The following is a 22330-nucleotide window of genomic DNA, read 5'->3' as shown; positions in this document are numbered from 1 at the left end:
TCGGGTTGAGACTGCCGGCACTTCGCGGCAAAGAGCCGCAATGCGCTTCTTCTCCGACAACGCCGCCCCCGCCTGCCCACAGGTGATCGACGCAATCGCCGCGGCCAACAGCCTCGACACCGCATATGACGGCGACCGCTGGTCGCAACAGCTCGACGGGCGCTTCTCCGATCTGTTCGGGACGCAGGTGCGCGTGCTGTGGACGCCGTCGGGCACCTCGGCCAATTGCCTCGCGCTCGCTGCTCTGTGCCAGCCGCACGGCGCGGTGATCTGTCACCGCGACGCGCACATCCAGAACGACGAATGCGGCGCGCCGGGATTCTACCTCCACGGCGCCAAATTGCTGCTCGCCGATGGACCGGGCGCTAAACTGATGCCCGACGCGGTGTCTGGCGTGCTCGCCGGCATCCGCGACGACGTCCATCAGGTCCAGGCGCACGCGCTGTCGATCACCAATGCCACCGAATACGGCCTGGTCTACACGCCCGACGAGGTCGCCGCGCTCGGCGATCTGGCCAAGGCGCGAAAGCTCGGCTTCCACATGGACGGCGCACGCTTCGCCAACGCGGTCGCGCATCTCGGCTGCGAGCCCGCCGATCTGACCTGGCGCGCCGGGGTCGACGCGCTGAGCTTCGGGTTCGTCAAGAATGGCGGGATGAGCGCCGAGGCATTGGTGTTTTTCAAGCCCGAATTGGCCGACGCCAGCCTGTATCGCCGCAAGCAGGCCGGGTTGCTGCTGTCGAAGGGCCGCTTCCTCGCGGCACAGATCCTGGCGATGCTCGACGACGACGTCTGGCTGGCCAATGCCCGCACCGCCAACGCCGGTGCGGCGTTGTTGGCGAAGGCGGCTGGCGATCGGCTGGTCTATCCGGTGCAGGCCAACGAGGTGTTCCTGCGCGTCACGCCCGACGAAGCCGCGAGCTTGCGCGCGCTCGGGTTCGATTTCTACGATTGGGCGCCGAGCGAAGTTCGGCTGGTGACGTCGTGGGACCAGCGCGAGGGCGCGATCAAGCCGTTGGCGGACGCGATCGCCGCGCTGTGATCCTCCCCAAGCTTGCTTGGGGAGGGGGACCATCGCGTAGCGATTGGTGGAGGGGTGGTTGCCCCGAACTCGCACCCCTCGACCACCGGCTTCGCCGGTGGTCCCCCTCCCCGAGCCAAGCTCGGGGAGGATTGATCAGGCTCCCTTATCGATCGATCAGCATAACCGGGGTTGTCGCGCTCGCGCGCGGCGATAGACACCGTCCGTGCTCCAACCGCCCCAGACCAAGCCGCAATCGACTCGCCTCGCGGTGCTGATCCCGTTCGGGATCGTGACATTGATCTGGGGATCGACCTGGCTCGTGATCCGCGATCAGCTGGGCGTTGTGCCGCCGAGCTGGTCGGTGAGCTATCGCTTCCTCCTCGCCGGTCTGTGCATGACCGCCTACGCCCTGGTTCGGCGCGAGAGTTTTCGGCTCGGCATGCGGGGTTTCGCGTTTGCCGGGCTGATCGGCGTCACGCAATTCTGCCTCAACTTCAACTTCGTCTATCGCGCGGAGGAGCACATCACCTCGGGGCTGGTGTCGGTGGTGTTCGCGCTTTTGCTCGTGCCCAACGCGCTGTTCGCGCGGATCTTCCTCGGCCAGCGGCTCGGGCGCCAGCTGATGCTCGGATCGGCGATCGCGATCGCCGGGATCGTGTTGCTGTTCGTCCGCGAAGCGCGGGCCGACCCCAATGGGCCCGGACAGGCGCTGCTGGGGATCGGGCTGACCCTGTGCGCGATCCTCGCCGCATCGACCGCCAACGTGATGCAGGCGACGCCGACCGCGGCGCGTTATCCGATGGGGTCGGTGCTGGCGGTGGCGATGCTGGTCGGCGCCGCGATCGACGCGGGTTTCGCCTTCGCGACGGTCGGCCCGCCGCTGATCGAGCATCGCCTCGTCTACTGGCTCGGCATCGCCTATCTCGGCATATTCGCGTCGGCGCTCGCCTTTCCGCTCTATTTCGGCGTGCTGCGGACGATCGGCCCGGCCAAGGCGGCCTATTCGAGCGTGATCGTGCCGGTGATCGCGATGCTGCTGTCGACCATGTTCGAGGGCTATCGCTGGTCGGCGCTGGCGGTCGCCGGCGCGGCGCTGACCGCGGCCGGGCTGGTCGTCGCGCTCAGGGCGCGCAGGCCCAATCGGTAATCACGATAGACCGGCCGCCAGTCGAGCACGCGCTTGGCCTTGCCGTTGGCGACTCGGCGGTTCTCGGCGTGGAACGCGCGCGCGGCGGGGGATAGGCTTTCGAGCGGCACGACCGGCGGCGGTTCAACGCCGAGCAACAGGCTGGCGAACGCGACGACGTCGTCCTGCGGCGCGGGCAGATCGTCGGCCAGATTGTACGCGCCCGGCGGCGCATCGAACCCGGCGACGACTCCTCTCGCAAGATCATCGACATGCACGCGGCCGAACACTTGCCCGGCAAGTCCAGTGCGATGCGCGGTCCCGTCGCGCACGCGGTCGAGCGGCGAGCGGCCGAGGCCATAGATGCCGGGCAGGCGGAACACGCGCGCGCCGAGCGCCAGCCATTCGGCATCGGCGCGATTGCGCGCCGGGCGGCGCCCCTTGATCGCCGAGCTCTCGTCGACCCACGCGCCGCCGGCGTCGCCATACACGCCGGTCGAGGACAGATACCCGAGCCACTTGCCGCCGCCGCCGAGCGCCGCGCCGTAACGCGCGAGCACCGGATCAACCTCGCCCGGCGGCACCGAGCACAGCACATGCGTCGCCCAATCGATCGCCGCGATCACGCCGGCGCGATCGTCGAAGTCGAGGTCGCCCGCGTTCCCCGTCGCGGCGATGCTCCAACCGCCGAGCCGCGCCGCAACGGCGCTCGCTGCGTAACCCAGCCCGAAGATCAGCAACCGTCCCATGCCCGATCCCATCGCGTGCGCCGATCGGCCCGGCAACGGCTTTCTTCTTGGCTGCCCGACCCGCCCGGCGTAGCAGGATCGAGAAGTTCGGCCACGACAACGGCGCGCGCGGTGCCGCCAAGTGCCTATGATGATGGAACAAGAATGATCGACGCTCAGTCCGCTTTTGCCAACCCGTCCGTGACTCGACGCGAAGACTATCGGGCGCCCGACTGGCTGGTTCCCGACATCGCGCTCGATTTCGACCTCGCGGCGGACGTGACTCGCGTGAAGGCGGCGCTCGACGTTACCCGCAACGGCGCGCACGATCGGCCGCTTCGGCTGAACGGCGATGGGCTGACGCCGTTGTCGGTGATGATCGACGGCGTCCCGCACAACGATTGGCGGATGGACGGCGGCGATCTCGTCATCGACTTGCCCGGCGAGCGCCACCGCGTCGAGACCGAGGTCGAGCTCCACCCCGACCGCAATACCCAATTGATGGGGCTGTACGCGTCGGGCGGGAATCTCTGCACGCAATGCGAGGCCGAAGGCTTCCGCCGGATCACCTTCTTCCCTGATCGGCCCGACGTGCTCGCGCGCTATTCGGTGAAGATGACTGCGGACCGAAAGCGCTTCCCGGTGCTGCTCGCCAATGGCGATCCGATTGCGGCGGGCGATCTCGAAGCTGAGGGCGATGGGGGCCGCCATTGGGCCGAATGGCGCGATCCGTTCCCCAAGCCCTGTTACCTGTTCGCGCTAGTCGCCGGCGATCTCGCCGCCAACCGCGCGACCTTCACGACGATGTCGGGGCGCGAAGTGCAGCTCGGCATCTGGGTGCGCGAGGCCGACTTGCCGAAGACCGCCCACGCGCTCCACGCGCTGCAACTCGCGATGGCGTGGGACGAGCGCGTCTACGGCCGCGAATACGATCTCGACGTGTTCAACATCGTCGCGGTCGACGATTTCAACTTCGGCGCGATGGAGAACAAAGGGCTCAACATCTTCAACAGCCGCTACATCCTCGCCGACCCCGACACCGCGACCGATTACGATTACGATGCGATTGCCGCGGTCGTCGCGCACGAATATTTCCACAATTGGTCGGGCGACCGAGTCACGTGCCGCGACTGGTTCCAGCTCTCGTTGAAGGAGGGCTTCACCGTGTTCCGCGACCAGAGCTTTTCCGCCGACCAGGGATCGGCCGCGGTCAAGCGGATCGAGGACGTCCGCACGCTTCGCGCCGCGCAATTTCCGGAGGATGCCGGTCCGCTCGCCCATCCGATCCGGCCCGACGATTATATCGAAATCTCGAACTTCTACACCGCGACGATCTACAACAAGGGTGCCGAGGTGATTCGGATGATGGCCACCATCCTGGGACCAGAACATTTCCGCGCCGCGACCGACCTCTATTTCGACCGCTTCGACGGCACCGCGGCGACGTGCGAGGATTTCGTCCGCTGCATGGAGGATGGCGGCGGCGTCGACCTGACCCAATTCCGCCGCTGGTACAGCCAGGCGGGGACGCCGCGCGTGTCGGCGACGCTCGATCACGACGCCGGATCGGGCCGGGCGCTGCTGCGGCTCGCGCAACATACGCCGCCGACGCCGGGGCAGCCGGTCAAGGAGCCGTTCGTGCTGCCGCTTCGGATCAAGCTGTTCGGCGAGAGCGGCAAGCCGCTGGGCGGCGAGCAGCTCTACATGCTCGACCAGCCGACAGCGGAGATCGCGTTCGACGGCGTCGCCGAGCGTCCGGTGCTGTCGATCAATCGCGGATTTTCGGCGCCGGTGATCATCGAGAGCGACCGCTCGGCCGCCGACCTCGCCTTGCTGTCGGCGCGCGATGACGATCCGTTCGCGCGGTACGAGGCGATGCAGCAGTTGATGCTCGACACGCTGGTTGCCGCGACCAAGCTCGGCCGCGCCGACCACAAGGACGTGGTCGAAGCGGTGCGCCGCACGCTCGAGGATCCGGCGCTCGACCCCGCCTTCGTCGCCGAAGCGGTGCTGCTGCCGTCGGACAGCTTCATCGGCGACCAGCTCGATGTGGTCGATCCCGAAGCGGTGTTCCGGGCGCGCGAGGCTTTGCGCCGCGACATCGGCAAGTCGCTCGCCGATCTGTGGCGCTCGGCCTATGCCACGTACAGCCAGACCGGTCCGTTCGTCTACTCGCCCACCGCCAAGGCCGCCCGCCGCATGCGCTCCGTCGCGCTCGGCTATATCGCCGCGAGCGGCGCGGAGGACGCCGCCGATCTCGCGTTTGGGCAGTTCGAAGCGGCGGACAACATGACCGAACGGCAGGGTGCGCTGACCGCGCTCGCCAGCGGCAATTCGGGCCAGCGCATCGCCGCGCTCGACATCTTCTACAATCGCTATTCGAGCGACGCCTTGGTGCTCGACAAATGGTTCCAGACGCAGGCGCTGTCGTCGCGCGACGACACGCCGGCGGTGGTCGAGGAGCTGGCGCGGCACCCCGACTTCACCCTTGCCAACCCCAACCGCGCGCGGTCGCTGGTCGGGGCGTTCGGGGCCAACCAGCGGGCATTCCACACGCCCGGCGGTGTGGGCTACCGCTTCCTCGCCGACCATCTGATCGCGCTCGACAAGCTAAACCCGCAGACCGCCGCCAAGCTGCTCCCGCCGCTCGGCCGCTGGCGGCGGTTCGATCGGGCGCGCGCCGAGCTGATGAAGGACGAGCTCGCGCGCATCCTCGCTACGCCCGGCCTGTCGAAGGATCTGTTCGAGCAAGCGTCGAAGAGCCTCGAGGGGTGATGAGCGATGGCTGATCGGCAAGCGCAAGACCGGGCGACGCACGAGAAGCTCAAACAGTCGGCCGTCGCGCTCAAGCAGAGCGCGGTCGAGCAAGTCGACAGCGCCGATCGCCGCACCGAACTTGCCGCCGACCGCACGATCTTGGCGGCCGAGCGAACCTATGCCGCGTGGGTTCGCACGGGCCTCACCGCACTGGCGTCCGGGATCGGCGCGCGCGCGTTGCTCGACAAGGTCGTCGCCGACTGGCTGACCAAGTCGACCGGCGCGATGCTGATCCTGTTCGCCGCCTTCTGCTTCGTCGCGGCGGTGTGGCGCGAGACGACGCCGAGCGTGCAGCCGCCCAAACCGCGCGCGCGCCGACTGCCGGCGGCGTTACTGATCGCGATCAACGGCTTCCTCGTGCTCGTCTCCATCGCCGCCTTCATCGGCGTGATCACGACACCCTGAGCACGCGGTCGCGCAAGTCGAGCGCGTTGATCATCGCCGCATTCGATGCGGTGTTGTCGAAGACGATCCAGCGATCCACCCGTTCGGCCATCGCTTCCTCCGCGATCCGATCGAGCGTGGCGTCGTCATAGCTCGACCGATAGATTCGCGGCGATCCGTGGAGGCGTATGTAGCGCAACCCCGACCAGCCGCCGGGTCGCTCCGCGCCCGACGCCGGCGCGGGATCGGCGGCGACGCGGGCGACGCGATGATCGACGAGCAGTTGCTCTGCGTCGGAAGCGAACCAGCTGGCGTGGCGCGGTTCGCACACGATCGGGCGATCGCCGAACCGCCGCCGCATCCCGGCGAAGAACGCTCCGGCAACGCTGGCGTCGAACGCAAGGCTCGGCGGTAACTGGACGAGCAGCGGCCCGATCTTGTCGCCGAGCGGCGCGATCTGCTCGGCGAATGCCGCAACCGCGTCGGCGCATTCGACCAGCCGCGCTCCGTGGGTGGTTGTCTTGGGCAGCTTGAGCGCAAAGCGAAAGTCCGCCGGCACGCTCGCCGTCCAGCGCTCAAACGTCTTGGGCTGGTGCGGGCGGTGAAAGGTCGAGTTGATTTCGACCGAGTCGAACAATGTCGCGTAGCGCGCGAGCGCGCTGTCGCCCTCGCCGAACCGGTCGGCCACCACGCGCGGGATCGACCAGCCGGCGGTGCCGATGCGGATCAGAACAGCCGCCCCCCGTTCGGCACTGCCGCGCTCGGCGCGACCAGCACGACCTTGCCGTTCTTATCGGGGAAGCCTAGCGTCAGCACTTCGGAGATGAACGGTCCGATCTGGCGCGGCGGAAAATTGATAACGGCGGCAACCTGGCGCCCGACCAATTCCTCGATCGAGTAATTCTCGGTGATCTGCACCGACGAGCGTTTGACGCCGATCGCCGGCCCGAAATCGATCCGCAGCTTGAACGCCGGCTTGCGCGCTTCGGGAAACGGATCGGCCGCGATCACCGTGCCGACACGAATGTCGACCTTGAGGAAATCGTCGAAGCCGATCGTCTCCGCCGCGGGTGCACCGGCGTCGTGCGTCACGTGCATCAGAAATTCACGTCGTCATAATGCGGCGCTGGCGGGATGCCCTCCATCCGCTCGCTGAGCAGTGGCCGGAAGCTCGGCCGGCTCTTCATCCCCGCATACCAGCGCGCGGTCTGTTCGTGGCTCTTCCAGTCGATCCCGCCGAGATAGTCGGTCACCGAAATCTGCGCCGCCGCCGCGAGATCGGCGAGGCTCAAGGTCGACCCCGCCATCCAGTTATGCCGCCCGAGCAGGTAATCGGTATAATCGAGGTACTCGACCGCCGCCTTCATCGCCTCGCGAAGCACGCGCGCGTCGGGGCTCGCCTTGGTCACGATCCGCTTGATCATCCGCTCGCCGAGCAGTTTCTCGGTGACGTCGCGAAAGAAGAAGGTGTCGAACCAGGTCGACAGCCGGCGGATCTCGGCGCGCTGGACCGCCGTGCCGGTAATCATCTGCGCCTTGTCGACCGTCTCGTCGAAATATTCGCAGATGACGAGCGAATCGATCAGCCGGATGTCGCGATCGGCATCGGCGATGACCGGGGTCTGCACCGCCGGGTTCATGTCGACGAACTCGTCGCGCCGCTCCCACGGATTCTCGCGCACCAGCGTGTAGCCGACGCCTTTTTCCCCGAGCAGCAGCCGGACCTTGCGCGAGAACGGACAAAGCGGGAATTGATAGAGCTGCCACATGGCGCCAGTGTTAGGGGCTGGCGGCGAGCGGGGGAAGATGGCTTTGAGCGATGCGGCGGTCGGGGACGCGTTCGAGACGGTCGCGGTGACGTGGAGCCAGCCCGAATGCGCGGTGATGCTCTCGATGTTCGAATTCTATGGCATCCCGGCTTTCGCGACGGGACGCTGGCATGGGTCTGCCTACCCTCCGATGATCACCGGGCTCGATGGCTTCCATGTGCGCGTTCACCCTGCCGTCGTCGATGACGCGCTGGAACTGCTCGCCGAAGTCTCGGAGCGGCCAGCGGCGGTTCGCCCTTATCCGCTGGGCCAGCGCTGGATTTATCCTGCCCTGATCGGTTTGACGCTGGTTATCCTCGTGGAATTCTGGCTCAGCGACAACCCAGGTCCGCTGATGGTCACCGTGTTGCTGGCGCTGTGCTTTTTGTTCTACGCGGTCCCGCCGACGCGGACGGCCTCCACCTTCTTCCTGTGGAAACGCCCCGATTAGCGATCATTCGGCGGCAACGTCGAGCGGGGGGTCCTTCCACACCAGCACCGGCTTGCGCGCGGCGAGGGTCTCGTCGAGGCGGCGGCGCGGGGCGAAGTGCGGCGCCGACTTGAGGCTCTCGTCGCCAGCCTTCGCCCGTTCGGCGACCGAACGCAGCGCGCGGATGAACTGGTCGAGCGCGGCCTTGCTCTCGGTCTCGGTCGGCTCGACCAGCATCGCGCCGTGGACGACGAGCGGGAAATACATCGTCATCGGGTGATAGCCCTCGTCGATCAGACCCTTGGCGATGTCGATCGTCGAAAAGCCTTCGGGCAAGCCATCGTCGCTGAAGATCGCTTCGTGCATGCACGGCCCCGACGCCGCGAACGGCGCGTCTAGCGTGCCCTCCAGGCTGCGCAGGATATAATTGGCGTTTAGCACCGAATCCTCGGCGACCTGGCGCAGGCCGTCGGCGCCGTGGCTGAGAATGTACGTCAGAGCCCGCGTAAACATGCCCATCTGGCCGTGAAACGCGCACATCCGCCCGAAGCTGTGCGGGTGGCGGTCGCCGGCCGTCTCCTCTTCGACAAGCGTGAGGTGACCGTCGCCATGCCGTTCGGTGAAAGGCAGCGGGCCGTAGGGCGACAGCGCCTTGGACAGCACCACCGGCCCCGAGCCTGGCCCGCCGCCGCCATGCGGAGTCGAGAAGGTCTTGTGCAGGTTGATGTGCATGGCGTCGATGCCGAGGTCGCCTGGCCGGACGCGTCCCACGATCGCGTTAAAGTTCGCGCCATCGCAATAGACGTAGCCACCCGCCGCATGGACCGCGTCGGAGATCGCCTTCATGTCGCGCTCGAACAGGCCGCAGGTGTTGGGATTGGTGATCATCACGCCGGCCACGTCCGGGCCGAGCCGGGCCTTGAGCGCGTCGAGGTCGACCCGGCCTTCGGCAGTCGCTGGAATGTCCTCGACGCTATAGCCGGCAAAGGCGGCGGTCGCGGGATTGGTGCCGTGCGCGCTCTCGGGCACGAGGATGACCTCGCGGTGTCCCTCGCCCTTCGCCTCCAGCGCGGCCTTGATGCACAAGATGCCGCAAAGCTCGCCATGCGCGCCGGCCTTGGGCGTCATCGCGACGCCGTGCATGCCGGTCAGCGTGATCAGCCACACCGCCAGTTCGTTGATGACCTCGAGCGCGCCCTGCACGGTGTCGACGGGCTGGAGCGGATGGATATCGGCAAAGCCGGGCAGCCGCGCCATCTTCTCGTTGAGCCGCGGATTGTGCTTCATCGTGCACGAACCGAGCGGGAACAGGCCGAGGTCAATCGCGTAATTCTGACGCGACAGGCGCGTATAGTGGCGCACGGTTTCGGGCTCCGAGAGGCCGGGCAAGCCGATCGGCGCGGTGCGCGCGAGATTGCCTAGCTTCGACGCAACCTTAGCCCGTTCGGCGACTTCGACGCCGGTGGTTTGGGTATCGCCAATCTCGAAGATCAGCGGCTCTTCGAGCATCAGCGCGCGGTTTCCGGTGAAGGTCGCGGTGTCGCTGCGCCGCTCGGGGGTCATTTCGGGCCGCCAGCCGCTCTGGTTGATGCTCATGCCAGCGCCTCCTGCAGCGCGGAGGCAAAGGTCAGGACGTCCTCCGATGTGGTGGTTTCGGTGACCGCGACGACCAGCCCGTTGGCGAGCCCCGCGGCGTCCGGATAGAGCCGCCCGAGCGATACGCCCGCTAGGATGCCCTGGTCGGCGAGCACGCGCACGACCGGCCGCGCTTCGGTCGGCAGCTTGAGCGTGAATTCGTTGAAGAACGAGTCGTTGACCAGTTCGACGCCGCGCACCTGAGCCAGCCGATCGGCCGCGGCGACCGCGCCGGCGTGGTTTGTCGCGGCCAGCGCACGCAATCCCGCCTCGCCCAGCAAGGTCATGTGAACCGAAAAGGCCAGTGCGCAGAGGCCGCTATTGGTGCAGATGTTCGAGGTCGCCTTCTCGCGGCGGATATGCTGCTCGCGCGTCGACAGCGTCAGCACGAAGCCCCGTTTCCCCTCGGCATCGACCGTCTCGCCGCAGAAGCGCCCCGGCATCTGGCGGATATATTTGTCCTTGCAGCCCATCAGCCCGACATACGGTCCCCCGAATTGCAGCCCTACGCCGATCGACTGGCCTTCGCCGACGACGATGTCGGCATCCATCTCGCCGGGCGACTTGAGCGCCCCGAGCGCGACCGGCTCGGTCACCACAGCGACCAGCAGCGCCTTCTTCGCATGGCAGGCATCGGCCAGCGGTCGCAGGTCGGCGATGCGGCCGAGAATGTCGGGATATTGCACCACCACGCACGACGTGTCGTCGTCGATCGCCGCGATCAGGCTGTCGATATCGGTCTCTGCCGCCAGTCTTGGCGGCGAGGTTTCGAGCCGATCGCCCGTATACTTCGCCATCGTCCTCGCGACCGAGACGTAATGCGGGTGGAGCCCGCCCGACAGGATGGCCTTGCCGCGCCGCGTGATCCGCCGCGCCATCCCGATCGCTTCCCAGCACGCGGTCGAGCCGTCGTACATCGACGCGTTGGCGACATCGGTCCCGAGCAACCGCGCGACCTGAGTCTGAAACTCGAACAGCATCTGCAGCGTGCCCTGCGCGATCTCGGGCTGGTACGGCGTGTAAGCCGTGAGGAACTCGCCGCGCTGGATCAGGTGATCGACCGACGCCGGCACGTGATGGCGGTACGCGCCGCAGCCGAGGAAGAACGGCGCTTCGCCGGCCGCGAGGTTCTTCCTGGCAAGTTTGGTCATGTGACGCTCGACCGCGAGCTCGCTGGCATGCATCGGCAGATCGTGGATCGGTCCGTCAAGCTGGGCGATCGCGGGGACATCGACGAACAGCTCGTCGATGGTCGCGGCGCCGATCGTCGCGAGCATCGCCTCGCGGTCGGGCTGAGTCAGTGGCAGGTAGCGCAAATCAGTTTCCCGTCGCCCCGGCGGAGGCCGGGGCCGCTATGTTTGTCGGGCGCGCTTCATCGCGAAGCCGGCCCCGGCCTCCGCCGGGCGACGCCAAAATCACAGCTTCGCGACGAACGCCTCATACTTGGCTTCGTCCATCAGATCCTCGAGTTCGCTCGGGTCGCTCAGCGTTAGCTTGAAGAACCAGCCTTCGCCGTCGGCGTCCTCATTGACCAGGGCGGGATTGTCGGCGAGCTCGGCATTGCCCTCGATCACCGTGCCCGACACGGGCGAATAGACGTCCGACGCCGCCTTGACGCTCTCGACCACCGCGGCCTCGTCGCCCTTGGTCACCGTCTTGCCCTCGTCGGGCACCTCGACGAACACGATGTCGCCGAGCTGGCCTTGCGCATAGTCGCTGATGCCGACCGTGCCGATATCGCCGTCGACATCGACCCATTCATGATCTTCGGTGAAATAACGGCTCATCACTTTGCTCCTCGAACATAGCGGTGGGGAACGAACGGCATCGCGGCAACGGTCGCTTCGTGGACCTTGCCGCGCTGGGTGAGTTGGATGCGGGTGCCGATTTCGGCCATCCCGGTGGGCACGTACGCCATCGCGATCGGCGCGCCGAGCGTTGGCCCGAAGCCTCCCGAGGTGACCTTGCCGACCTCGGCACCCTCGGCATCGACCACCGCGGCGCCCTCGCGGACCGGCTGGCGGCCCTCGACGATCAGCCCGACGCGGCGGACGACCGGGCCAGCGTCGCGCTCCGTCAAGATGCGTTCGGCACCGGGATAATTGGCCTCCTCGCGGCGGCGCTTGCTGGCGACGGCGAAGTTGAGCGCAGCCATGATCGGCGTCGTTTCGGTATCGAGGTCGTGGCCGTAGAGTGGCAAGTCCGCCTCGAGCCGCAGCGAATCGCGCGCGCCGAGACCGATCGGCTTCACCTCTGGCTCGGCGCACAGCAGGTCGGCGATCTTCTCCGCGGCATCGGCGGGGATCGAAATCTCGAACCCGTCCTCGCCGGTATAGCCCGAGCGGCTGATATACGCATCGACCCCGGCGATTTCGAAACGTCCTCCACGCATGAACACCAAAGCATCGAGCGGCCATTCGCCGGTCGTGTGGCGCTTCAACACCTCGAACGCCTTCGGCCCCTGCAGCGCGAGCAACGCGCGATCGTCGAGATGGTTGAGCGTGATCTCATCGGGCAGATGCTCACGAAGATGCGCGATATCGTCCCACTTCACCGCGCCGTTGACGACCATGTAGATCCCGCCCGGCCAGCGGCTGAACATCAAATCGTCGAGGATTCCGCCATTCTCCGCGAGCAGCAGCGAATATTTCTGCTGACCGAGTTGCACGCCCTTGACGTCCGCCGGGATCAGCTTTTCGAGTTCGTCGTCGACATTGTCGCCCGACAGCAGCAGCTGCCCCATGTGCGACACGTCGAACAACCCGGCCGATTCGCGCACCCACAGATGCTCGGCCATGATGCCTTCATACTGGACCGGCATGTGATAACCCGCGAACGGCACCATCCGGCCGCCGCGCGCGCGATGCCACGCGTCGAGCGGGAGCGTCTGCAGTTCGATTTCGGTATCCGTGTCGCTATCGTCGCTCACTATGCAGGCTCCCATGATCGGACGACGGCGTGACAACGGCCCGCAAGGACCGAACATCCGTCGCCCCCTCTGTCACGGAACCTGAGAGCTTTCACCGAGGCTGTGACAGCCCGGCTTACCCCTTCGGCGGCCCGGACGAACCGGACTCTTTCCAGAGCGTCGCTACCGACAGATGCGGTCCTTCTGCCTGAGAGATTCCGGGGCGGTTGCTCCTTCGGCGGTGAGGTTTCCCTCACACTCTCCCGCGCTGTCAGCGACTGGCCGGTGCTGTGACGCGGCCGTGAAGCCGAGTCAACGCGAAGATCAACGCGTCGCGTTGTATTTCAGCTGATCGTCGGTCAGCTGAAACCCGACCAACGCCTCGAAGCTCGCGCGGAGCACCGCGGCGCGGACGTCGGGGGCGCTGAGCGGATCGACCGCGGCGCTCTCGCTGCCGGCCTTGCGCTTGCCGGTGATACGGCGGCGAACATCTTCGGGCAACGTCGCAGCCGAGCGCGCCACCATCGCGGTCGCCGCGCCGCTCGCTGCCGCGCGCATCTGCCCGGCGTCGAAATGGACGACGATATGGCCGACGCGCTTGGCGACCACCGCGCTGCCGCCCTGAACGACGGTGACGAAATAGGGCAGCGTCACGTCGCGCGGCCCGCTGGTGTTGCTGCGGCGCGCGAGCACCTGAAACGTGACGTTGGTCTGCACGTCATCGCCGGCGTCGTTGCAGGTCGAGCGCACATCGGTCATCGCCGCAACGACATCGATCGCGCTGGCGTCACGACTGGTCGCCGGATCGAACAAGGTCATGTCGCCGGTTCCCGCGGGTACGCCGACACTGGGGCAGGCGGTGCGGACCGCGGTGACGCCCGCGCCGGCGTCCGATATGTCGAGTTCGCCCTTGCTGGCGCAGCCGCCCAGAACCAGCGCGAGGGCGATCGGAGCGACATAGATGCGGGATGACACGGGCGGGGGGAACCTTTTCAACGCTGGACGAAGCCGTGTCGCTTCATAGGAACCGCCTTTGCCTCGCGCAAGCAATCGCGTAGAGGCTCGCGCGATGGCATCGGCCCCGAAACCGCCCCTGGAGTTGCTGATCGCGGCCCCGCGCGGGTTCTGCGCGGGGGTCGATCGCGCGATCCGCATTGTCGAGCTGGCGATCGAGAAATACGGCGCACCGGTCTATGTCCGGCACGAGATCGTCCACAACAAGTTCGTCGTCGAAAGCCTGAAGGCGAAGGGCGCGATTTTCGTCGAGGAGCTCGACCAGGTGCCCGACGGCGTACCGGTGGTGTTCTCCGCACACGGCGTGCCCAAGGCGGTGCCGGCCAAGGCGGCCGAGCGTGGCCTGTCCTATCTCGACGCGACTTGCCCGCTGGTCAGCAAGGTGCATCGCCAGGCCGAGCGGCTGGCGGCATCGGGCCGACACATCCTGTTCATCGGTCACGCCGGCCATCCCGAGGTGATCGGCACGTTCGGCCAAGTGCCCGCCGGCGCGATGACGCTGGTGGAAACCGTGCCGGATGCCGAGGCGGTCGCGATCACCGACCCCGACAACCTCGCCTTCCTCACCCAGACGACGCTGTCGGTCGACGATACCGCCGCGGTGCTCGCCGTGCTCAAGCAACGCTTTCCGGCGATCCTCGCGCCCGGTGCCGACGACATTTGCTACGCGACCTCGAACCGTCAGGGCGCGGTCAAGGCGCTGGCCGATCAGGTCGACCTGGTGCTGGTGATCGGCTCGCCCAAATCGTCCAACTCGCTGCGTCTGGTCGAGGTGGCGGTGCGCAACGGCACCTGCGCCACGCTGATCGAACGCGCCGCCGACATCGACTTCGGCTGGTTTGACGGCGTGACGCGCGTCGGGCTCACTGCCGGAGCTTCCGCTCCCGAATTGCTCGTGCGCGAAGTCGTCGAGCGGATCGGCGAGCGGTTCGCCGTCACCGAACGCGAGGTCGAAACGGTCGCCGAAAACATCGCCTTCAAGCTCCCGCGCGGGCTCGAGGCCGCGGCCTGACTTGGCGGTCTACACGCACGTTTCGGCCGAGGCGTTGAGCGAATTCTTGTCGCGCTACGATGTCGGCGACCTCGTCTCCGCGAAGGGTATCGCCGAGGGGGTGGAGAACTCGAATTACATCATCGACACGACCACGGGCCGCTTCATCCTGACGCTGTACGAGAAGCGAGTCGAGGCGGACGACCTGCCGTTCTTCGCCGCGTTGCTCGATCACTTGGCCGCGAAGAGCAATCCGGTGCCACGCATGCTGCCCGACCGCGCGGGCGTCGCGATCCAGTCGCTCGAGGGGCGTCCCGCCTGCCTGATCGAATTCTTGCCGGGCGTATCGCCGTCGCACCCGACTCGCGCACGCGCTTACGCCGCGGGCGTCGCTCAAGCGCGAATGCATCTCGACCTCGCCGACTTTGCCGGAACCCGCGACAATCCGCTCGGCCCGGCGGGACTGGTCGCGTTCGCGTCGCGCGACGGCTTCGATTTCGACGCGATTCAGGCGGGACTGGGCGATCGCGTGACCGGCGCGCTTGCCCGCATCCACGACACGATCGACTGGGCCGTGCCGCGCGGCATCGTCCATGGCGACCTGTTCCCCGACAATGTGCTGATGCTCGGCGATCGAGTCACCGGGCTGATCGACTTCTATTTCGCCGCGACCGACTATCTCTGCTGGGACTTGACCGTGACGCATTCGGCGTGGGCATTCGACGCCGCCGGAGGCCGATATGACGCGGCGGTCGGCAGCGCGCTGATCGAAGGCTATGACAGCGCTCGCGCCTTGAGCGATGCCGAACGCGCGACGATGCCGGCGATGGCGCAGGCGGCGGCGCTACGGTTCATGATGACGCGCGCGTGGGACTGGCTGCACACACCCGCCGATGCCTTGGTGACTCGCAAGGATCCGCTTGCTTATCTGCGCCGGCTCGAATTCTACGAGACCAACCCGGATGTTTTTGCGTGACCGAACTCTCCCACGTCGAAATCGCCACCGATGGCGCGTGCAAAGGCAACCCGGGGCCGGGCGGATGGGGGGTCGTGATCCGGCATGGCAGCCGCGAGAAGGAACTGTCGGGCGGCGAGGCGCTCACCACCAACAACCGGATGGAGCTGAAAGCCGCGATCGAGGGGCTCAATGCGCTCAAGCGGCCGTGCCGCGTGACGCTGTCGACCGACAGCCGGTACGTGATGGACGGGCTCACCAAATGGATCCACGGCTGGCGCAAGAATGGCTGGCGCACGTCCGACAAGAAACCGGTCAAGAACGCTGAACTGTGGCAGGCGCTGATCGAAGCGTCGGCGCCGCACCGCATCGAGTGGGTGTGGGTCAAGGGCCACGCCGGGCACCCCGACAACGAACGCGCCGACCGGCTGGCGAGCAACGCCGCCGATGCGCAGCGCTGATCGTTTAACTTACTGATAATATTGGGTTCTACCTGTCATTCGGGGCGCCATCTCGCGCGGTCGACCGGGGGCAATTTGCCGGTCTGGCGGCGGCCACGATGGTGTGACCTTGGTGTGACCTTTACCGCCGGGGTCAACGGAACCGGGCGGGCTCGTATCGCGCCGCGTCGATATCGGCGACCAGCGGATCGGGCTCGGTCCCGAGCAACAGCGACGCGGCGACGAGCGATGCGGCGGGCGCGGTCTGGATGCCGAACCCGCCTTGTCCGGCGCACCAGAAGAACCCCGGCACCGAGTCGTCGAAGCCGTAGACCGGCAGCCGGTCGGGCGCGAAGCTGCGCAACCCCGCCCAGCTTCGCTCGACTCGCTCGATCCGCCAATCGACCGCCTGTTCGAGCCGGTCTATCGCGATCGCGATGTCGAGCTCTTCGGGCTGAACGTCGCCGGGATCGCTCGGGATTTCGTCGTGCGGGCTGAGCCACAGCCGACCGCCGGCCTCGGGCTTGAAGTAAAAGTCGCCGCCGATATGCGCGACGTGCGGCGCGTCGTCGGGAACCGGCGGATCGACGCGGAGCTGGACGAGCGTGCGGCGGAACGGGCTGATCCCGATCGGCGCGGCCCCGGCCATTGCCGCGACATCGTCCGCCCACGCACCGGCGGCATCGACCAGTATCTTCGCCGCGAACGATCCTGCCTTCGTATCGAGCCGCCAGCGGTCGCCGGTCCGAGTCGCGCCGGTCAGCGCGGCGTCGAGCACCAGTTCGGCGCCCGCTTTCTTGGCGCGCGACAGCACCGCGGCGTGGAGCGCGGCAACGTCGATATAGGCGCAGCTCGGCTCCCACACCGCGAGGTTCCATTCGGGGCGAAGCCCGGCGATTCGCTCGCGCGGATCGACCAGCGACAGGTCGACCCCGGTGCCCGCGAATTGCGCGAGCATGTCCTCGATCAGCCCACGCTCCTGCTCGCGCCCGATATGGAGCGAGCCGAGCGGCTGGAGGAACCCGCCGGCATCGAACAGCGCGCGCGACTTCGCGGTCAGCGGCTGGACGGCGGGGCCACCATAGGTCTCCTCCCAGAACGCCGCCGAACGGCCCGTCGCGTGATACCCCGCCACGTCCTCGGCTTCGAGGATAAGGACCTTCGCATGCGGCGCCACTTCGGCTGCCAGCGCGGCGCCGGCGATTCCCGCCCCGACGATCGCGATATCGTAGGTCATTTTGGGGCCCTGGCCGCCAGGAACATATCGATCTCGGCCAACGCGCGGTTTCGCACCGGATCGGCCTCGCGCAGGATCTCGTGCGCCGATTCGGGGCCGAAGCGCACCACCCGGCAATCGGGGATATGCCCGGCGACGGTCAGCGCATCCCCCGCGCGAACCAGTTTGTCGGCATCGGCAACGAGCATCAGCACCGGCGTCTTCATCAGCTTGACCCGTCGGCTCGCCCGCAGCCGCCGAGTCGATTCGAACGCGCACACGACCCAGCGCCAGCTCGGCGGACCGAGCTTGAGCTCGGGCTTGGCCTCCCACCACCACGGCTCGTCCGAATAGCGATCGTCGTCGTGGGTCAGCAGCGTCTGGCGGCTGTCCATCGTCGCGGGACGCTCATTGCCCTTCCACGCGCGGCGCCGCGGATTGCCCAACCGCATCATCAAATTGGCGAGCCATTCGCCGAACCCGGCGCTGATCGGCGCGTGCACCCCCATCATCGGCGCGACCAGAACCGCCGCGGCGGGATCGGCCAGGCTCTTGGCGAGCGCGCGGCACACCAGATGCCCGCCCATCGAATGCCCCATGGTTACGTGCGGCTCCGGCGCGACCGCCGCCCATTCGGTCCAGAACGCGCCGAAATCGGCGAGGTAGGTGCCGAACCGGTCGATGTCGCCGACATTGGGGTCGTCGCTCAGCCGCCCCGATCCGCCCTGCCCGCGCCAATCGAACGAAGTGATTGCCCAGCCCTGGGCGTGCCAATGGTGGAAGGTCTCGAGATATTTTTCGAGGATATCGCCGCGCCCGCCCTGGAACAGGATCGATCCGCGCGGGGTCTCGGCCACCGACGGCCAGTCGAACCGGCGCAGCCGCCAGCCGTCCGTTGCAGTCCAGAACGAGATTTCGCTGCCGTCCGGATAGGCGCGACGGATGTTTTCGGGGCCGGGCATGCCTGCTGGTTACTTTTTGGAAAGCCATCCCGTCTAGGGCTGTGATCCAATGAGCTGGGGAATTCCGTCTTGCGCGCTCGCCGCAGCGCTTGTCCTGCTCCTGCTGTCGGCGGGAATCGAGGATGCGCGCCGCCGCGAAATCGCGAATTGGAAGAACGCGGCAATCGCGCTGATGGCCCCTGCTTGGTGGTACCTTCAGGGTTACGGCTGGACCGACGCCGGAATTCAGCTCGCCATCGCGCTCGGCGTGTTCGCGCTGTTCGTCGGTGCGTTTCATTTCGGCTGGATGGGCGGCGGCGACGTCAAGATGATCGGCGCGCTCGCTTTGTGGCTGCCGGGCCGGGCCTTGCTGTTCATGCTGATGGCGATGTCGGTGATCGGCGGCGTGCTAACTCTGATCATGATGCTCGACCATTGGCGGCGCAAGGCGCCGGGCGCGGTCGAGACGCCATACGGCGTCGCAATCGCGATGGCGTCGATGATCGCGCTGAGTGAACCGATTTTTAACCAGTTTAAGTAGATTAATGGTGGGTCAACCGGCCGATCGGCCGGCAACGGGGCTGAACGACATGGATAGTCGGAAAATGTTTTTGCTGGTGGGCGCGGCTTTTCTCGCCGCTCTCGCCGCGTTTGGGGCGAAAACCATGTTCGCCGGATCGGGCGCACCGGCAGCGAGTGCCCAGATGGCGTCCGGACCCGCTGCCGTCATGGACACCGAGGTGTTGGTCGCGACCAAGGCGTTGCCGGTCGGCACGATCCTCGACGCGACGAGCTTCAAGTTCCAGCCCTGGCCCAAGGAAATGGTCGAGGGCGCCTATTTCGTCAAGAAAGACGGCTTCGATGCCAAGAGCTTGCAGGGCACGGTCGTGCGCACGGTGATCACCGCCGGCCAGCCGCTGACCCAGGGTTCGCTGGTCAAGCCGGGCGATAGCGGCTTCCTCGCTGCCGCCCTGACGCCGGGTATGCGCGCCGTGACCTTTCCGGTCGAGAACAAGAATTCGGTCGCTGGCTTCGTCTTTCCGGGCGACCATATCGACCTCGTTCTGACGCAAAAGGTGCCGGGCGGCGGCGACGGGCCGCCACTCAACGTCGCCGAGACGATCATGAAGAATTTGCGCGTGCTGGCGACCGACCAGCGCACCACCACCGATGTCGACGACCAGGGCAAGACCGTGGTCAAGAACATCTCGATGGTGACGATCGAGGCAACGCCGTCGATCGCTGAAAAGATTTCGGTGGCGCGTACGCTCGGCGACCTGTCGGTCGTGCTGCGCCCGCTCGCCGACTCTGCGGCCGAGCTCGACCAGGCGATCGCCGATGGCACCGTGAAGGTGCCAAACGGCAAGGATCCGAAGGCCGAGCAAGCGATGCTGGCCGGCGCCGAGTCTCAACCGAGCGCCGGCAAGACCACCTTCGCCACCGGTGCCGACGTGTCGCGCTTTCAGCGCCGCACCGTGCCGGGAAAGGCAGCCGCGGCAAGTGGCCCGGGCGCCGCCGCCGCGGGCACCAGCGGATATCCGGGGGCAACCTCGACGAATATGGGACCCACGGTGCGCGTTGCCCGCGGGAATGCTGTGACCGAAGTTCCGGTCGGGGGGAAGAACTGATGTTGCACCGTCTCAACCGCGCCGGCTGGCCGATGGCCGCGACGCTCGCGATTGCCGCGACAGGCGTCGCGACGCCCGCCGCCGCACCGGCGCAATCCGCCGCCGCCGCGACTCGGATCGTGGAAGTCGATACCGACCAGGGCCGCCTCGTGACCCTGTCGCGTCCGATCAGCGACGTGTTCGTCGCCAACCCGGCGGTCGCCGACGTCCAGGTCCGTTCGCCGACCCAGATCTACGTGTTCGGCAAGTCGCCCGGCCAGACCACGGTCTCGGCCACGACCAAGACCGGCCAAGTGGTGTTCGCAGCGACGATCCGCGTCGGCAACAATTTCGGTTCGATCAACCAGATGCTGCGGCTGGCGATGCCCGAAGCACAGGTCGCCAGCTACACGCTCAACGGCGTCGTGCTGCTGACCGGCACCGTGCTTAGCCCGGCCGACGCCGAAGAGGCGCAGAGCCTCGTCCAGGCGTTCGTCGGCGACAAGGTCAAGGTGATCAGCCGCCTCAAGACGGCGACGCCGTTGCAGGTCAATCTGCAGGTCAAGTTCGCCGAAGTCAGCAAGACCTTCGCCAAGAATATCGGCGCCAACCTCACGACGCTGGACGGCAGCGGCGGCTTTCAGTTCGGGGTCGGCACTGGCCGAACCATCACGTCGCAGTTCAACGCGTTGGGTGGGCCCCTCGGGATCGGCTCGACCGCTGCAACGTGTGTGCCGCCGATCTCGCCCACCGGTCAGTGCGCGAGCACCATTCCGGGCACCGCGATCACGCCCGGCACCCAAAACACCACGCTCGCTGGGATGGGCAAGCTGTTCGGGCTCGACATTCTGGGCGCGCTCGACCTTGGCGAGACCGACGGTCAGGTCGTGACGCTCGCTCAGCCCAACCTGTCGGCGCTGTCGGGCGAGACCGCGAGCTTCCTCGCGGGCGGTGAAATCCCGATCCCGATCAGCCAGGGCCTCGGCGCGGTGTCGGTCGAGTACAAGACCTATGGCGTCAGCCTCGCCTACACCCCGACGGTGCTGTCGGACGGCCGCATTTCGTTGCGCGTTCGCCCCGAAGTGTCGCAGCTTTCGACCGCCGGTGCGGTGACGATCGGCGGCGTGTCGATCCCCGCGCTGACCACGCGGCGTGCCGAGACGACGGTCGAGCTGGGCTCAGGTCAGTCGATGGTGATCGGCGGGCTGATCCAGAACAGCACGCAGAACCAGATCGACAAGGCTCCCGGGCTCGGCGACGTGCCGATCCTCGGCGCGTTGTTCCGCTCGACGGGCTGGAAGCGCAACGAGACCGAGTTGATGATCGTCATCACGCCGTATCTGGTGAAACCGATCAACGCGAACGAGGTCGTCCTGCCGACCGACGGCTATCAGGCGCCGACCGATCTCGGCCGCGTGTTCCTGGGCAAGCTGGGCGGCGGCGTCAGCGGTGGCGAGCGCGCCAAACCGACAATGGCGGTCCCCAATGCAGCGGGCCCATCGGTCGGTCTGAACGCGCCGGTTCCGGTCGCGCCGGCTACGCCAATGCCGAACCCCGATACCAAGCGCGACGAAAAGGCCGTGCTGCCTAAGAAAACGAAGAAGGCCGCCGGTTCGCCAGCGCCCGGATTCAGCCTGTGACCGACGCCAGCGAGGGACATGACAGCATGCGTACGATCCTTTTCGCCACCCTCGCCGCCCCCGCGCTGATGCTCGGGGGTTGCGGCACGCTCAATCGCGGAGTCGACACCGTCTATCAGCCGGTCGTCAGCCGCAGCGACTACGTGTTCGACGTGCCCGCGACCAATGCCGGTCTCGCGCCGGGCGAGGCCGACCGCGTCGCGGGCTGGCTGTCGACGATGCGGCTGCGCTACGGCGATCACGTCTCGGTCGACGATCCGCGCTACGGGCCCGCTGCCCGCGCTCAGGTCGCGGCGATCGCGGCCAGCTACGGCATCCTGCTCGACGATCGCGCGCCGATCACCAGCGCGCCGCTGTCGGCCGGGATGGTCCGCGTTGTGGTCAGCCGTTCGGTCGCGCGCGTTCCCGGCTGTCCCGACTTCACCCGCAACGGGTCGAGCGAATTCGAGGGCAGCACCACCTCCAATTACGGCTGCGCCACGCAGGCTAACATGGCCGCGATGGTCGCCGATCCGCTCGATCTGGTCCGCGGCCAGCCCGGCACCGAGAGCTTCGCCGCCGAGACCTCGGCCAAGGCCATCGACACGTATCGCAAGGCAGATACGACTGGTAAGCCCGGCCTGCCCGGCGGCGTCACCAGCGTCAGCGTAACGGGAAGCAAGTAAT

23 protein-coding genes and 2 riboswitches are annotated in these 22330 nt (G+C 67.1%); of the genes, 12 read left to right on the top strand and 11 right to left on the bottom strand.

The window, feature by feature from the left end; genetic code table 11:
- Positions 1-40 precede the first annotated feature (40 nt).
- On the top strand, positions 41-1042 hold the full coding sequence (locus tag VH326_RS00625) for a threonine aldolase family protein (RefSeq protein ID WP_329629858.1): 1002 nt from the start codon (positions 41-43) through the stop codon (positions 1040-1042).
- A 205-nt stretch (positions 1043-1247) separates the two neighbouring features.
- The gene (locus VH326_RS00620; protein WP_329629857.1) at positions 1248-2171 is read left to right on the top strand and encodes a DMT family transporter; all 924 of its coding nucleotides are present in this window, start codon (positions 1248-1250) and stop codon (positions 2169-2171) included.
- Here the strand turns inward: VH326_RS00620 and VH326_RS00615 are convergent.
- Positions 2081-2899, bottom strand: a complete 819-nt coding sequence (locus VH326_RS00615; protein WP_329629856.1) for an NAD(P)-dependent oxidoreductase — start codon at positions 2897-2899, stop codon at positions 2081-2083. The genes VH326_RS00620 and VH326_RS00615 overlap by 91 nt on opposite strands.
- Positions 2900-3043: 144 nt before the next feature.
- Here VH326_RS00615 and pepN point away from each other — a divergent pair, with 144 nt between their 5' ends.
- Together pepN and VH326_RS00605 are read left to right on the top strand one after the other, a co-directional pair.
- A complete protein-coding gene (gene pepN / locus VH326_RS00610; RefSeq protein WP_329629855.1) occupies positions 3044-5653 on the top strand; it encodes an aminopeptidase N in 2610 nt (869 codons plus the stop codon).
- A 6-nt stretch (positions 5654-5659) separates the two neighbouring features.
- Positions 5660-6100, top strand: coding sequence for a DUF202 domain-containing protein (locus tag VH326_RS00605; protein ID WP_329629854.1), 441 nt, complete (start codon positions 5660-5662; stop codon positions 6098-6100).
- On the opposite strand, the gene VH326_RS00600 is transcribed toward VH326_RS00605, so the two are convergent.
- From VH326_RS00600 to VH326_RS00590, 3 genes are read right to left on the bottom strand one after another with little or no spacing between them, the layout of a single operon-like run.
- The gene (locus VH326_RS00600; protein WP_329629853.1) at positions 6087-6767 is read right to left on the bottom strand and encodes a DUF72 domain-containing protein; all 681 of its coding nucleotides are present in this window, start codon (positions 6765-6767) and stop codon (positions 6087-6089) included. The two genes, VH326_RS00605 and VH326_RS00600, sit on opposite strands and share 14 nt — an antisense overlap.
- A gap of 38 nt (positions 6768-6805) precedes the next feature.
- Positions 6806-7177, bottom strand: coding sequence for a tRNA-binding protein (locus VH326_RS00595; protein WP_329629852.1), 372 nt, complete (start codon positions 7175-7177; stop codon positions 6806-6808).
- Complete coding sequence (locus VH326_RS00590; RefSeq protein WP_329629851.1) at positions 7177-7848, bottom strand: glutathione S-transferase family protein; 672 nt, start codon at positions 7846-7848, stop codon at positions 7177-7179. The genes VH326_RS00595 and VH326_RS00590 overlap by 1 nt, the downstream gene beginning before the upstream one ends.
- Before the next feature lie 43 nt (positions 7849-7891).
- Between VH326_RS00590 and VH326_RS00585 the strand changes: the two genes are divergently transcribed.
- Positions 7892-8338 (top strand): hypothetical protein, encoded by a 447-nt coding sequence (locus tag VH326_RS00585; RefSeq protein ID WP_329629850.1) that lies wholly within the window; start codon positions 7892-7894, stop codon positions 8336-8338.
- 3 nt (positions 8339-8341) lie between these two features.
- Here VH326_RS00585 and gcvPB read toward each other — a convergent pair whose 3' ends face one another.
- From gcvPB to VH326_RS00560, 5 genes are all read right to left on the bottom strand, one after another.
- Positions 8342-9913, bottom strand: coding sequence for an aminomethyl-transferring glycine dehydrogenase subunit GcvPB (gene gcvPB / locus VH326_RS00580; protein ID WP_329629849.1), 1572 nt, complete (start codon positions 9911-9913; stop codon positions 8342-8344).
- Positions 9910-11268: an aminomethyl-transferring glycine dehydrogenase subunit GcvPA gene (gene gcvPA, locus VH326_RS00575; protein WP_329629848.1), complete on the bottom strand. Its 1359-nt coding sequence runs from the start codon at positions 11266-11268 to the stop codon at positions 9910-9912. Before gcvPA ends, gcvPB begins: the two co-directional genes overlap by 4 nt.
- 99 nt (positions 11269-11367) lie before the next feature.
- The gene (gcvH, locus tag VH326_RS00570; protein WP_329629847.1) at positions 11368-11739 is read right to left on the bottom strand and encodes a glycine cleavage system protein GcvH; all 372 of its coding nucleotides are present in this window, start codon (positions 11737-11739) and stop codon (positions 11368-11370) included.
- Complete coding sequence (gcvT, locus tag VH326_RS00565) at positions 11739-12896, bottom strand: glycine cleavage system aminomethyltransferase GcvT (RefSeq protein WP_414714226.1); 1158 nt, start codon at positions 12894-12896, stop codon at positions 11739-11741. Before gcvT ends, gcvH begins: the two co-directional genes overlap by 1 nt.
- A 44-nt stretch (positions 12897-12940) precedes the next feature.
- Positions 12941-13046: riboswitch (glycine riboswitch) on the bottom strand.
- A riboswitch (glycine riboswitch) is annotated at positions 13047-13136 on the bottom strand. It lies immediately after the preceding riboswitch.
- Positions 13137-13184: 48 nt separating this feature from the next.
- Positions 13185-13835, bottom strand: a complete 651-nt coding sequence (locus tag VH326_RS00560; RefSeq protein ID WP_329629845.1) for a hypothetical protein — start codon at positions 13833-13835, stop codon at positions 13185-13187.
- A 94-nt stretch (positions 13836-13929) separates the two neighbouring features.
- On the opposite strand from VH326_RS00560, the gene ispH reads away from it, so the two are divergent.
- The 3 genes from ispH to rnhA are packed head-to-tail and all read left to right on the top strand — an operon-like array spanning position 13930 to position 16281.
- Positions 13930-14886 (top strand): 4-hydroxy-3-methylbut-2-enyl diphosphate reductase, encoded by a 957-nt coding sequence (gene ispH / locus VH326_RS00555; protein WP_329629844.1) that lies wholly within the window; start codon positions 13930-13932, stop codon positions 14884-14886.
- A 1-nt stretch (position 14887) separates the two neighbouring features.
- Complete coding sequence (gene thrB / locus VH326_RS00550) at positions 14888-15841, top strand: homoserine kinase (protein ID WP_329629843.1); 954 nt, start codon at positions 14888-14890, stop codon at positions 15839-15841.
- Positions 15838-16281, top strand: coding sequence for a ribonuclease HI (gene rnhA, locus VH326_RS00545; protein WP_329629842.1), 444 nt, complete (start codon positions 15838-15840; stop codon positions 16279-16281). Before thrB ends, rnhA begins: the two co-directional genes overlap by 4 nt.
- Positions 16282-16414: 133 nt before the next feature.
- On the opposite strand, the gene VH326_RS00540 is transcribed toward rnhA, so the two are convergent.
- Together VH326_RS00540 and VH326_RS00535 are read right to left on the bottom strand one after the other, a co-directional pair.
- Positions 16415-17497: an FAD-binding oxidoreductase gene (locus tag VH326_RS00540; protein WP_329629841.1), complete on the bottom strand. Its 1083-nt coding sequence runs from the start codon at positions 17495-17497 to the stop codon at positions 16415-16417.
- Positions 17494-18438, bottom strand: a complete 945-nt coding sequence (locus VH326_RS00535; protein ID WP_329629840.1) for an alpha/beta hydrolase — start codon at positions 18436-18438, stop codon at positions 17494-17496. Before VH326_RS00535 ends, VH326_RS00540 begins: the two co-directional genes overlap by 4 nt.
- Positions 18439-18487: 49 nt before the next feature.
- Here VH326_RS00535 and VH326_RS00530 point away from each other — a divergent pair, with 49 nt between their 5' ends.
- Genes VH326_RS00530 through VH326_RS00515 form a run of 4 tightly spaced genes read left to right on the top strand, consistent with a single transcriptional unit; the run spans position 18488 to position 22329 of the window.
- Positions 18488-18958 (top strand): A24 family peptidase, encoded by a 471-nt coding sequence (locus VH326_RS00530; protein ID WP_329629839.1) that lies wholly within the window; start codon positions 18488-18490, stop codon positions 18956-18958.
- 49 nt (positions 18959-19007) lie between these two features.
- Complete coding sequence (gene cpaB / locus VH326_RS00525) at positions 19008-20045, top strand: Flp pilus assembly protein CpaB (protein ID WP_329629838.1); 1038 nt, start codon at positions 19008-19010, stop codon at positions 20043-20045.
- A complete protein-coding gene (locus tag VH326_RS00520; protein ID WP_329629837.1) occupies positions 20045-21664 on the top strand; it encodes a type II and III secretion system protein family protein in 1620 nt (539 codons plus the stop codon). Before cpaB ends, VH326_RS00520 begins: the two co-directional genes overlap by 1 nt.
- Positions 21665-21690: 26 nt before the next feature.
- Positions 21691-22329 (top strand): CpaD family pilus assembly protein, encoded by a 639-nt coding sequence (locus VH326_RS00515; protein ID WP_329629836.1) that lies wholly within the window; start codon positions 21691-21693, stop codon positions 22327-22329.
- The last annotated feature ends 1 nt before the right edge of the window (position 22330 follow it).

The sequence above is a fragment of the Sphingomonas sp. genome (assembly GCF_036269755.1).
Classification (GTDB): Bacteria; Pseudomonadota; Alphaproteobacteria; order Sphingomonadales; family Sphingomonadaceae; genus Sphingomonas.
This window is presented reverse-complemented; position numbering and strand designations above follow the sequence as displayed.